The 12,162-nt window shown below is 72.5% G+C and carries 10 protein-coding genes; 2 read left to right on the top strand and 8 right to left on the bottom strand.

Going from position 1 to position 12,162, the window contains the following annotated elements; all coding sequences use genetic code 11:
* Positions 1-90: 90 nt before the first annotated feature.
* Entirely contained in the window at positions 91-1,212 is a 1,122-nt protein-coding gene (locus ACTMS0_RS10385) for a glycerophosphodiester phosphodiesterase (protein ID WP_441154934.1), read from the bottom strand.
* A 146-nt stretch (positions 1,213-1,358) separates the two neighbouring features.
* On the opposite strand from ACTMS0_RS10385, the gene ACTMS0_RS10380 reads away from it, so the two are divergent.
* Complete coding sequence (locus tag ACTMS0_RS10380; protein ID WP_441154933.1) at positions 1,359-2,693, top strand: TrkH family potassium uptake protein; 1,335 nt, start codon at positions 1,359-1,361, stop codon at positions 2,691-2,693.
* Positions 2,683-3,351 carry a potassium channel family protein gene (locus tag ACTMS0_RS10375; RefSeq protein ID WP_441154932.1) on the top strand — a complete coding sequence of 223 codons (669 nt, stop codon included), beginning with the start codon at positions 2,683-2,685 and terminating at the stop codon, positions 3,349-3,351. The genes ACTMS0_RS10380 and ACTMS0_RS10375 overlap by 11 nt, the downstream gene beginning before the upstream one ends.
* Before the next feature lie 11 nt (positions 3,352-3,362).
* On the opposite strand, the gene ACTMS0_RS10370 is transcribed toward ACTMS0_RS10375, so the two are convergent.
* The 7 genes from ACTMS0_RS10370 to ACTMS0_RS10340 all read right to left on the bottom strand — a co-directional run bounded on the left by ACTMS0_RS10370 (position 3,363) and on the right by ACTMS0_RS10340 (position 12,160).
* Complete coding sequence (locus tag ACTMS0_RS10370) at positions 3,363-5,012, bottom strand: serine/threonine-protein kinase (RefSeq protein WP_441154931.1); 1,650 nt, start codon at positions 5,010-5,012, stop codon at positions 3,363-3,365.
* Positions 5,013-5,082: 70 nt separating this feature from the next.
* Entirely contained in the window at positions 5,083-6,636 is a 1,554-nt protein-coding gene (locus ACTMS0_RS10365; RefSeq protein WP_441154930.1) for a fused MFS/spermidine synthase, read from the bottom strand.
* Positions 6,637-6,672: 36 nt separating this feature from the next.
* Positions 6,673-7,680: a coiled-coil domain-containing protein gene (locus tag ACTMS0_RS10360; RefSeq protein WP_441154929.1), complete on the bottom strand. Its 1,008-nt coding sequence runs from the start codon at positions 7,678-7,680 to the stop codon at positions 6,673-6,675.
* Between the two features lie 179 nt (positions 7,681-7,859).
* A complete protein-coding gene (locus ACTMS0_RS10355) occupies positions 7,860-8,672 on the bottom strand; it encodes an inositol monophosphatase family protein (protein ID WP_441154928.1) in 813 nt (270 codons plus the stop codon).
* Positions 8,665-9,117 (bottom strand): response regulator, encoded by a 453-nt coding sequence (locus tag ACTMS0_RS10350; protein ID WP_441154927.1) that lies wholly within the window; start codon positions 9,115-9,117, stop codon positions 8,665-8,667. Before ACTMS0_RS10350 ends, ACTMS0_RS10355 begins: the two co-directional genes overlap by 8 nt.
* Positions 9,114-10,913, bottom strand: a complete 1,800-nt coding sequence (locus ACTMS0_RS10345) for an ATP-binding protein (protein ID WP_441154926.1) — start codon at positions 10,911-10,913, stop codon at positions 9,114-9,116. Before ACTMS0_RS10345 ends, ACTMS0_RS10350 begins: the two co-directional genes overlap by 4 nt.
* Complete coding sequence (locus tag ACTMS0_RS10340; RefSeq protein ID WP_441154925.1) at positions 10,910-12,160, bottom strand: PP2C family protein-serine/threonine phosphatase; 1,251 nt, start codon at positions 12,158-12,160, stop codon at positions 10,910-10,912. Before ACTMS0_RS10340 ends, ACTMS0_RS10345 begins: the two co-directional genes overlap by 4 nt.
* Positions 12,161-12,162: the final 2 nt, after the last annotated feature.

The following is a 12,162-nucleotide window of genomic DNA, read 5'->3' as shown; positions in this document are numbered from 1 at the left end:
GCCTCGATCGCCTCTCATGAATGGAATGACCCGCCATCCCCGCGGAGGGCAGGGAGTGACGGGCCAGTGTCGTGAACCGCTCGAACGGCGTCAGCGGCGGGGCAGGCCGGCGCGGGCGGCGACGGCCGTGTCCGGGTGGTCGGTGAAGACGCCGTCCAGGCCCAGGCCGTAGAAGAGCTCGTACTCGGCCTGGATGTCACCGCGCGCGTTCGGGTCGGTGCCGACCCGGAAGTCGGCCGGGAGGAACTGGTTCTCCGCCCGGAAGGTCCACGCGTGCACGATCAGCTTCTCGCGGTGCGCGTCCCGGACCAGCGTGGTCGGGGCGAGCAGCTTGCCGGCGGCGTCGCGGGGGACGATCAGGTCCTTGTTGGCGCCGACGCCGTCGGCGTACGTGGCGATCCACTTCAGGCCCGCCGGCGTGGCCAGGTCCCGGTAGGTGCGGGTGTCGCCGGCGACGGTGAAGTCGTACGGGCGGCCGCCGACGTTGAGCAGCTGGGCCAGCTTGACGTCGATGACCTTGTCCAGCTCGCGCAGGTTGGCGGTCTCGAAGGACTGGATGATGACCGGCGAACTCCGGTGGGTCAGCTTGTTGCGCCGCAGAACCTCGACCAGCGGCTTCTCCAGCGGCAACCCGATGGAGGCGAAGTAGGTCGGGTGCTTGGTCTCGGGGTAGACACCGATGACCCGCCCCCGCGCCCCGCCCTCGGTCCGGGCCAGGTCGATGACCTCCTGGAAGGTCGGCACCTCGAACTGGCCGTCGAAGGCGGTGTTCGCGACGCGGACCTGCGGCAGCCGCTCCTTGGCGCGCAGCGTCTTCAGCTCGGCGAGCGTGAAGTCCTCGGTGAACCAGCCGCTCACCGCCACGCCGTCGATGTTCTTCGTGGTCTTCCGGGCGGCGAACTCCGGCCGGGCCGCCACGTCGGTCGTACCGCTGATCTCGTTCTCGTGCCGCGCGACCAGCACGCCGTCGCGGGTGGCGACCAGGTCCGGCTCGATGTAGTCGGCGCCCTGCCGGATCGCCAGCCGGTACGCCTCCAGCGTGTGCTCGGGCCGGTAGCCGCTGGCGCCGCGGTGGCCGATCACGATCGGGCGGTCGTCCGCGCGGGACCGGTCGGCGGCCGGATCGGCGGAGGCGGTCACGGTCGGCACGGCCACCGTGGCCGCGAGCAGGGCCCCGGCCACGCCGAGGGCGGAAAGGGTGCGTCGTCGCAACGCCGTCTCCTGTCGTTCGTCTGGGCAACCGCCTCAGCACAACCGCCGACGTTGACGGCGAGATGGTCGCTTCCTGGCCGCCGGGTGAACCCTCCGGGATGCCGTTTCCGCCACCGCCAGCCGGATTGAAAAGTGAAGATTGTCTGGTGCGCTGGCTGCTGCGTCGTCCCGTCCGGCTGGTGCCGATCGGGTTCGGCGTGGCGATCCTGATCGGCACCGTCCTGCTGATGCTGCCGTGGGCGACCGGCCAGCAGCGGTACACCCCGTTCATGATCGCGCTGTTCACCGCGACGTCGGCGATCTCGGTGACCGGCCTGTCGGTGGTGGACACACCGAACTACTGGAACGACTTCGGCCTGGTGATGATCACCGTGCTCACGCAGATCGGCGGGCTCGGCATCCTCACCGGCGCGACCCTGGTCATCCTCACGGTGGCCCGTCGGCTCGGGCTGCGCAACCGTCTGCTCGTGCAGGCCGAGACCGCCGAGTTCGGAATCGGGGACATCCGTCGCCTCCTGCTGCGGATCGCCGCGACCTCTCTGGCCTGCCAGACGGTCATCGCCGCGGTCCTGACCCTCAGACTGTGGGGGAGGTACGACTATCCCTTCGGTGAAGCGCTCTGGAACAGCGTCTTCCACGCGGTCCAGTCCTTCAACAACGGCGGCTTCGCCCTCTACACCGACAGCCTCATCGGCTTCTCCGGGGACGCCTGGGTCACCCTGCCGCTCGCGCTCGGGGCGGTGGTCGGCGGGCTCGGGTTCCCGGCCCTCTTCGAGGCCGTCCGGGAGTGGCGGCGCCCGTCCGGGTGGGCGGTGGCCACCAAGCTCACCGTCTGGGGCAGCGGGGTGCTACTGCTGCTCGGCTTCCTCGCCCTGCTGGCCGCCGAGTGGTCCAACCCTTACACGCTCGGCATCTACTCGTGGCCGGACAAGATCCTCGCCGCGTTCACCCAGAACGCGTTCATCCGCACCGGCGGGTTCAACGTGGTCGACGTCAACGCCCTCGACGAGGAGAGCGTACCGATGATCATCGCGCTGATGTTCATCGGCGGCGGCAGCGCCAGCACCGCCGGCGGCATCAAGGTCAGCACGTTCTTCCTGCTCGCCTTCGTCATCTGGGCCGAGCTGCGCGGCGAGCCGGACGTGACGGTCGGACACCGGCGGGTCGCCACGGCCAGCCACCGCCAGGCGATCACCGTCGCGCTCCTCGGGGTGGCGCTGGTGGTGGCCGGCACGGTGACGCTGATCCTGCTGACCGAGGGGATTCCCTTCCACGCGGCGCTGTTCGAGGTGACCTCGGCCTTCACCACCACCGGCCTGAGCGTCGGCATCGCCACGGGTCTGCCGGACAGCGGACAGCTCGTTCTGATCGTCCTCATGTACATCGGCCGCGTCGGGCCGCTGACCCTCGGGTCGGCACTCGCGTTGAACACCCGGCGCCGGCTCTACCGCTACCCGGAGGAGCAACCCATTGTCGGCTAGGAGTGCGGAGCCCAGCGGCATCGTGGTGATCGGGCTGGGCCGGTTCGGATCCCATCTGGCGGGCGCGCTGGTCCGGCAGAACCACCAGGTGCTCGCGATCGACCGGGACGCCGGCCCGGTGCAACGCTGGTCCGAGCAGCTCGACCGGGTGGTGCAGGCCGACGCGACGCAGGAGGTTGTCCTCCGGCAGCTCGGGGTGGCCGACGTCGATCGGGCGGTGGTCGCGATCGGCGACTCGGTCGAGGCCAGCGTGCTCACGGTGCTCGCGCTCGTCGAACTGGGCGTGCCGCAGATCTGGGCCCGGGCGACGTCGAGCAAGCACGTCAAGATCCTGTCGGCGGTCGGCGCCCACCACGTGATCTTTCCGGAACGGGAGGCCGGTGAGCGGGTCGCGCATCTGATCGTCAGCAAGATGCTCGACTTCATCGAGTTCGGCGACGACTTCGCCATCGCCAAGGTGCTCGCCCCGCCGAGCATGACCGGGCGCCCGCTCGCCGAACTGCGGCCGGCGGACCGTTACGGCGTCCGGGTCGTGGGGGTCAAGCTCCCGGACGAGTGGTTCCGGTACGCCACCGACGCCATGGTGGTCGCACCGGGGAGCGTGCTGATCGTGGAGGGCAGCATCGACGCGGTGGAGCGCTTCGCCGCGCTCAGCTGAGCGCTCCGCGGTCAGTCGTCGTCATCATCGTCCCCGTCCCTTTCCACGACTTTTTTTCCACCACCTGCCCCCTTGCCCTTGCCGGAGTTGGCGCGGGTGACTGCCGTGCCGGAGGAGCCGCCGTCCCGCGCGGTGGTGGTGGCCTTCTTGACCGGCGCCTTCTTGACCGGCGCCTTGGTGGCGGGAGCCCTGCTCGGCACCGTTCCGGCCACCCCGGAGACCTGGACGCCGCACAGCTCGTCGGCGATGCGGAACTCCACCGGTAACGGGTTGACCCCGGTGTAGCGGCCGGTGAGCGTGAACTTCTCGGTCGCGCCGGGCGCCAGCGCGGCCCGCTGGGGCGCGGGCTGCACGTGGACGGTCCGGCCCTCCTGGCGGACCGGCACGGGCGACGCCTTGGTCACCGTCTGCTGGGCGGGGAAGGCGAAGGCGAGTTGCCAGTCGCGCAGCTCCCGGCCGCCGGTGTTGGTGAGCGCCACCTCGGCCGCGAAGTCCTTGCCCGAGTCGGTGCGCAATGCGTACGTCACCTGGCAGGAGACCTTGTCCTCCTCCGTGCCCATCCGCACCTCGGTCGGCTGGTCGACACCGCCGCTCGCCGAACTGCCGGAGGTCACCCCCCACATCGTGGCCGTCACCGCGACCAGGCCCGCGGCGGCGACCCCGGCCTCCACGCGTCGGCGCCGGGTCATCGCGCGCCGGTTGCGGCTCCGGGAGAAGGGCAGCGCGTCCGTCGCCGTCGACCAGGGCAGGATCGTGGTGCCGAGGTTCGCCACGGTGGTCGCGTCGACGAGGCCACCCGGAGCCGGAGAGACCGGCACGGCGGAGATCATCCCGGCGGCCGCGGCGAGCGTACGCGCGACCTCGGCGGTGGCTGGCCGGTCCTCGGGGCGCTTCGTCAGGCAGCGGCGCACCAGGTCGGCGACCTCGTCGGGGAGCCCGGGCACCGGCGGCATCGGCTCCGGGTCGTTGTACATGTGCGCACGCAGCATCTGCGTGGTGGTGCTCGCCTCCCAGGGCAGCCGCCCGGTGAGCATCCGGTAGAGAAGCAGCCCCACCGCGTACACGTCGGTGGCCGGCGAGACGTCGCCGTTGTCCAGCCGCTCCGGGGCCAGGTACGCGGGCGTGCCGAGCAGCGCTCCGTCCGGGCCCTTCTCCTTCTCCCCCACCAGCGCCGAGATGCCGAAGTCGACCACCTTCACGCCGGTCGCGGTCAGCATGATGTTGCCGGGGGTGACGTCGCGGTGCACCACCCCGCGCGAGTGCGCGGTGGCCAGCGCCGAGGCCACCTCCGCGCCGACGGTCACCGCCTCCCGCCAGGGCAGGTGACCGCGCCGGAGCCGCCCGGTCAGCGACTCGCCGTCGATCAGTTCCATGACCACGTACGGCACGGTCAGCCCGACCTGCTCGGACTCGCCGTAGTCGTACACGTTGGTGATGTTGGGGTGGCACAGCCGGGCGGCGGCCTGGGCCTCGACGCGGATCCGGTGCCGGAAGGCACGGTCGCTGGCGAGCCGGGAGGCGAGCACCTTGACCGCCACCTGGCGACCGAGCACCTCGTCGTAGCCCCGCCAGACCACGGACATGCCACCGGCACCGAGCTGTTCGATCAGCCGGTACCGGTCACCGAGCAATTGCGCGCCGTCGCGGAACTCTCCACCCATGGGGATCGTTGTTGCCCGGGACCGGGGCGGCTACACCTCCGAATCGGAATGGGGCCGCGATGTCACCCGATCAGGCGGTGGCGAGCAGTTGGTCCACCGGGGCGTAGTCGTCGGTCAGCACCAGCGCGTCGCCGACGTGGTCGGTCAGCGCCTCGTCGCTGAGCACGGTGACCGACGGGTCCACCTGGTCGAGCCGGGCCCGGACCGCCTCCAGCGGCAGCGGGGCGTCGGACGCGACGATGAGGAAGTTCGACCCCACCGTGCCGGCGAGCGCGGCCGGCGGGGCGATCAGCGCGACGTGCCGGAACTCGGCCGCCACGGTGGCCACCTCGCTGCGGATGAAGCGCATCGGCGGGTAGTCGATGACGTTCTGCACATACACCCCGCCCGGGCGGGTCACCCGGCGGATCTCGGCGGCCATCTCACGGGTGGCAAGGTGCCAGGGCACCACGAGGTGTCCGAACGCGTCCCCCACCACCAGGTCGCGGCTGTCCGCCGGCTCGTCCGCGACCAGCATCCGGGCGTCGCCGACCACCGCGCGCAGGTCCGGCCCCTGGCGTACGCCGAGCTTCTCCTCGCCCAACTCGACCAGCCCGCCGTCGATCTCGAACACCACGTTGTCGGTGCCCGGGCGGGTGGCGGTCAGGTACCGCGGCACGGTGAACCCGCCCCCGCCCAGGTGCAGCGCGTCGAACCGCCGCCCGGCCGGGGCGGCCACGTCCGCCACCGCGCCGATCCACTTCGTGTACGCGTACTCCAGGTAGGTCGGGTCGACCAGATCCACGTACGAGTGCTCCGCCGAGTTGAGCAGCAGCGTGCGCCCGGTCTCCCGGCCGGGGTCGGCCTCGACCCGGGCGCAGTGGTACGCGGTCTCGATGTCGCACGGATTCGGCGCGACGGTGGTGAGGCCGGCGCCGACCAGGCCGAGCACCGCCAGGCTCGCCGACACCCGCGCCGGACCGGTCACCGGCGCGCCGGCGGCCCGGCGCAGCCACACGCCGAGAGCCAACCCGGTGACCCCGAGGGACACCGCCAGGCCGAGCAGGATCAGGGTGCTGGGCAGGGCCGCCACCAGCACGAAGCCGGTGACCAGGGTGGCCGTGACGGCGCCCAGCGTGCCGATCGAGGAGAGCCGGCCGACGACCTGGCCGGTGCGGCGCAGGTCGGCGAGCTGGAGCTTGACCACCATCGGGGTGACCGCCGACAGCAGCATCGCCGGAACGAACACCGCGAGCGCGACGAGCAGGAGGATCGCGGTGGCCGCCCCGCCCCGCAGCACCTCACCGGCGTAACGGACCGCGGGCAGGGTCACCGCCGTGGCGATGCCGGCCAGCACCAGCGCCGGCGCCAGCAGGGTACGCGGGTCCCGCCGGTCGGCCAGCCACCCGCCGGCCCACGCCCCGTAGGCGATGGCGGCCAGCGCGATGCCGATGACCGAGCTGGTCACCTGGAGGGTCACCCCGACGTACGGGCCGACCAGGCGCAGCGCGGCGGTCTCCAGCACCAGGACCGCGCCGCTGGAGAAGAAGACCAGGAACGCGGCGAGCCCGGTGGGCAGGGCCCGGCCGGACGCCGGCGCGGGTCGGGCCGGCGGGACCGTGACGTCGGACGATGCAGGGTTCACCCGCGCGATGGTACGCAGCGAAGCTGGCCGCCCGGGTCAGTACATCGAAACATGAACATGGTTTGTGTGGTCGGCGGCGGGACTGCCGCCGCCGCTGTACGACCGCCACCCGGTGTTCGGCATCCAGATCTGCCGATACCAGATCACGTACATCACGCCGAGCCGGCTCGCGTTGTTCTTGAGGTACGCGGCCAGGCTGTCGCCGTACGCCTTGTCGCCGCCGGTCGCGGACACGTTCTCGAACCCGCCGCTGGCGGCGGCGAAGTCGCAGGCCCGCCCCTTCGGGTGCTCGCCGTCGCCGCCGCCGCGGTAGCAGGAGACGTACCGCTTGTAGTTGGCCGCCTTGGACTGCTGGAGCATGTGCAGCGTGCGCGGGGTGATGCAGCCCGAGGTGGTGGGGTCGTTCACCGAGCAGGACTCCGACGGCCAGGAGCCGTCCGAGTTGCGCGGGGCCGGTCTGGCGCTGGCCGACAGGCCACTGAAGCCGGAACTGCCCCCGGAGCTGACCGAGGCGAGCGCCGCCTCGGCCGCCTTCTTGTTCTTCTTCAGCACGGCGACCTGCCTCGTCTGCTCGCGGACCTCGGCGTCAATGGCGATCTTGGCGTCCCGCGCCGCCTGCCGGGCCTCGGTCAGCTCCCGCACCTTCCGGCCGTCGCGCTGAGCCATCGTGTCCAGGCTCGCCACCCGCTCCAGGAACACCTCCGGCGACTTGCTATCCAGCAGCATCGCAGCCGAGGTGAGCCGGCCCAGCCGGTACGACTGCGCCGCCACCTCCCCCACCTGGGCGGTCAGGTCCACCAGGCGCACCTCGAGGGCCTTCACCTCCGCGGTCAGCGCCTTCTGCCGCCGCTTGGAGTTCTCCAGCTTGGTCGTCGCCTCGATGTGCGCCTTGGCGGTGGCCGCCAAGGCGTCCCGCAGCTTCTTCGTCCCGCCCTCGTTGGGCTCCGCGTACGCGGGCACCGCACCGACGCCGAGGAGCAGCGCCACGGCGGCGAGGAGGGCGATCAGCGGGCCGCGACGCCCGCGGGGCAGGGTCGTACGCAAGTCGCATCCTTCCGTCGGCCGCCGGCCCCCCGTCAGTGCCACTGCGCGGCGGCGGTCCCGCCGGCGCCGGGTGGCGGCCTGCTGGCGGAGACCGCCGGACACGATACCGGACCGTCCGCCGCTGACCAGGCCCGCGACCCGCCGAACCATCGAACATCGACGCTCTGTCGTGGTGTCGGTCACGCTCCGCCGAGCAACGCGTCCCGCACCTCGAACCAGACCCGCTCGTTCGCCGCGACGAGCAGACCGTGCCCCTCGTCGGCCGGGTGGTACTCGGTGCCGTCGAACCGCCGGGCGACGCCGCCGGCCGCCCGCACCAGGAGGGTGCCCGGCGCGTGGTCCCACGGCAGGGTGCGCCAGAAGAGCACGAACTGCTGGTCGCCGGTGAGCACGTCCAGGTACTCCCGGCCGGCGCAGTGCTGGCCGGGGAGCAGCTCGCCCAGCCGTTCACCGCCGGCCTCCACCCGGGCGCGGGCCGAGGACGGCAGGAAGCGCGACATCGCCGCGCCGCGCAGCCCACCGGGCGCGGCGGCCACACCGGCCGTCCGCACGGGCCGCCCGTCGAGGTACGTCCCCTCGCCGGTCCGCGCCACCGCCAGGTTGTCCGCCAGCGGGTCGAGCACCCACGCGGCGGCCGGCTCCCCGTCGGTCAGCAGCGCCACCATCAGCGCGAAGGGGCGGCGGCCGGCCGCGAAGTTCGCGGTGCCGTCGACCGGGTCGACCAGCCACACCTCACCCGATCCCCGCAGGTGCCGCAGCAGTCCCGGGTCGTCGGCGACCGCCTCCTCGCCCACCACCACCGATCCCGGCCGCAGGCGGCGCAGCCCCGCCGAGATCAGCTCCTCGGCCGCCCGATCGGCGACCGTGACCAGGTCGCCCGGGGCCTTCTCCGCGACGTCGTCGTCGTCGAGCTTGCGGAACAGCGGCAGCACGGCCTGGTCGGCCGCCTCGCGCAGCAGCCCACCGACGTCGTCGAGCAGGGTGTCAGCCACGCGGCGGAAGCTTGACCACGCTGACGAAGAACTCGTCGATCTGGCGCACCACCGAGATGAACCGGTCGAAGTCCACCGGCTTGGTCACGTACGCGTTCGCGTGGAGCTGGTAGCTGCGCAGGATGTCCTCGTCGGCTTGGGAGGTGGTGAGCACCACGACCGGGATCCGGCAGAGCTGCTCGTCCTTCTTGACCTCCTCGAGCACCTCCCGCCCGTCCCGGCGGGGCAGGTTCAGGTCGAGCAGGATCAGGTCCGGCAGGACCGCGTCCGCGTACTGCCCCTCGCGCCGCAGGTACGCCAGGGCCTCGGCGCCGTCGGACACCACGGTCAGACGGTTGCGGAGCTTGTGCTCCTCGAACGCCTCCTGGGTCATCAGCACGTCGCCCGGGTCGTCCTCGACCAGCAGCACCTCGATCGGGCTGTTGCCGTCCGCCGGCACGGTCATCCCACCGTCTCCCTCATGTCACCCGTTCTACCGCTTCCCGGTTGGCCGTCGGGGCCGTCCGCCGTACCGGCACGGTCGCCGTCGCCGTCCACCGGTCCGGCGCCGGTCGCGCCGTCCGCCGGGTCCCCCGCCGGTCCACCGTCCGCGCGGCCGGCCGGCCCGTCGTCCACCGACCCGCCGTCGGCCGCCCCGTCCTCCGTCCCGGCGGTCGTGCCGTCCGCGGCATCGCCGGCCGCGGCGGCCTGCACGTCCTCGGGCAGCGCGGGCAGCGTGAAGCGGATCGCCGTGCCCTCGGAAAGGCTGGTGTCGACCCAGACCCGGCCGCCGTGGTACTCCACGATCTTCTTGACGATCGCCAGCCCGATGCCGGTGCCCGGGTACGCGTCCTTCGCGTGCAGCCGCTGGAAGATGACGAAGATCTTGTCGGCGAACTCCGGCTCGATCCCGATGCCGTTGTCCTCGCAGCTGATCTCCCACTCGTCGCCGACCAGCCGGGCCGACACGTGCACCTTCGGCGGCACGTCCGGGCGACGGAACTTGATCGAGTTGCTGACCAGGTTGGCCAGCAGGTTCGTCAGCAGGGGCTCCTCGCCCCGGATCACCGGCAGCTCGCCCCAGGTCAGCTCCCCGTCGGTGTACTGGCGGGCGGCCTCGGTCTGCGCCGCCACGTCACCCATCACCTTGTTGAGGTCGACCTCGGTGAAGCCCGTGGTGAGCCGACCGATCCGGGAGAAGGCGAGCAGGTCGTTGATGAGCCGCTGCATCCGCTGCGCCCCGTCCACCGCGAACGCGATGTACTGGTCGGCGCGCTCGTCGAGCTGGCCCGCGTACCGGCGCTGGAGCAGCTGGCAGAAGCTCGCCACCTTGCGCAGCGGTTCCTGGAGGTCGTGCGAGGCGACGTACGCGAACTGCTCCAGGTCGCGGTTGGAGCGGGTCAGCTCCTCGGCCTGCTTCTGGAGCTGGCTGTTGACCCACTCGATCCGCTCGCGGGCCTCGCGTACCTCGTCGAGTTCCTTCGCGATCTTCTGCCGCATCGCGTCCACGTCGCCCGCCACGGTGAGGAACTCCGGGGGGCCGGAGCCGGTGATCCGGTGCCGGTAGTCACCCTCGGCGACCTCCCGGACCTGCCCGGCCAGGTCGGTCAGCGGACGGACCACGATCCGGTCCAGCGAGACCAGCAGCACCACGCCGGCGACCACGACCACCAGCGCCGCCACGATCAGCAGCACGACCACCAGCGTGCTGGTGCGGTAGATGTTCCGGGCGCCCTCCTCACGCTCGGCCAGGATGCCCTCCTGGAGGGCGGCGAGCGAGGAGCGGATGGCGTCGAAGCGCTGCCGGCTCTGGTCGCCGATCAGCACCTGACCGGCCGCCGTCCCGCCCTGGTTGGTGGCCTGGATGACCGGTTCGGCGACGGTGGCGCGCCAGGCGGCCGCGCCGGCCTCCACCGTGTCCAACTGGCGGGCCAGATCCGGGTACGGGCTGATCAACGACCGCATCGCCTGGTAGAGGTCCTGCTCGCGGTCCAGGCTCGTCGTGTACGGCGTCAGGTTCGCCCGATCGCCGGTGACCGCGTACCCGCGGACCGCGGTCTCCTGGTTGACCAGGACCGCGAGCAGCTCCTGGGACTGCGCGCGCAGCGGGCCCCACCGGTCCAGCACCTCATGGGCGTACTGGCGGTTCTGCGCCGCCACCACGATGACGGCGGCGACCAGGATGCCCAGCAGTACGCCGGCCACGGCGAGCAGCGCGACCACGCGGCGGCGGAGCGTCCAGCCCCGGGCCCCGGTCGTCACCGGCCACCGCCCCGGGTGACCAGCAGCATGGCGACGTCGTCGGCCAGCGGGCCGCCGTTGAGCTGCTCGGCCCGCCCGACGAGCCAGGCCGGCAGCTCGGGCAGGGGCACGCCGGAGGTGGACGGGTCGGCGAGCAGGCCCGCCAGGCCGTCGACGTCCAGGCGCTCGTCGCCCTCGCCCACGCGCCCCTCGATCAGGCCGTCGGTGTACATCAGGAGGGACCAGTCCTCGGTGTCGAACTCCAGGTCGTACGCGACCGGCCGGCGGGGCCGTACGCCGAGCAGCAGCCCGCCGGGCGCCGGGACGGACGCGACCCGCCCCCGGCTGAGTAGCAGCGGCGGCGGGTGCCCGGCCAGCCGCACGGTGGCCCGGTTGGCGTCCAGGTGCAGTCGGGTGGTGGCGACGGTTGCGAAGATCTCCTGGAGCCGGCGCTCGCTCATCAGCACCTGCTCCAGCGCCGGCAGCACCTCGTCGTCCGGCACGCCGGCGAGGATCAGCGCCCGCCAGGCGACCCGCAGCTCGACGCCGAGCGCCGCCTCGTCCACTCCGTGCCCGCAGACGTCGCCGACGATCAGGTCGACGCGGTCGGGGCGGGTCTGCACCACGTCGAAGAAGTCGCCGCCGATCAGGGCGGCGTGGCGGCCCGGCCGGTAGAAGGTGTTCACCGCGACCTGGTCGGTCGACATCAGCGGCTGCGGCAGCAGGCCGCGCTCCAGGCGGGCCGACTCGGCCTGGCGCAGCTCCACCTCGCGCAGCCGGCGGGCGTTCTCGTCGGCGCGCTTGCGCTCCACCGCGTACCGCAGCGCGCGGGTCAGCAGCACACCGTCGACCTGGCCCTTGACCAGGTAGTCCTGCGCGCCCTCGGCCACCGCGACGATGCCGAGGTGCTCGTCGGACCGGCCGGTGAGCACGCACACCGCCGCGCCGCTGGCCATGTCCAGCACCTGGCGCAGCCCGTCGATGCCCTGCGCGTCGGGCAGGCCGAGGTCGAGCAGGACGCAGTCCACGCCCATCACCCGCTTGCGCGCCTCCTGCAGACTGGTCGCCACCAGCAGGTCGATGCCCGAGTTGGTCTCGGCGAGCAGCTCGCCGACCAGGAAGGCGTCGCCCTCGTCGTCCTCGACCAGCAGCACCCGCAGCCGCTCGCCCGGCGGCACGCGCGCGTGGTGCCCGAGACCGCCGAGCGGGTCGGCCCGGGGCACGACGGACGGACCGGCCAGGCCGGTCCCCCGGTGCGGCCGGGCCACCG

Origin of the sequence: Micromonospora sp. H33 (assembly GCF_052068455.1) — a bacterium.
Classification (GTDB): domain Bacteria; phylum Actinomycetota; class Actinomycetes; order Mycobacteriales; family Micromonosporaceae; genus Micromonospora.
This window is presented reverse-complemented; position numbering and strand designations above follow the sequence as displayed.

Excerpts from the sequence above, each read along its gene's own strand:
- ACTMS0_RS10370 (WP_441154931.1), bottom strand. The coding sequence starts at position 5,012 with ATGGGTGGAGAGTTCCGCGACGGCGCGCAATTGCTCGGTGACCGGTAC.
- ACTMS0_RS10350 (WP_441154927.1), bottom strand. The coding sequence starts at position 9,117 with ATGACCGTGCCGGCGGACGGCAACAGCCCGATCGAGGTGCTGCTGGTC.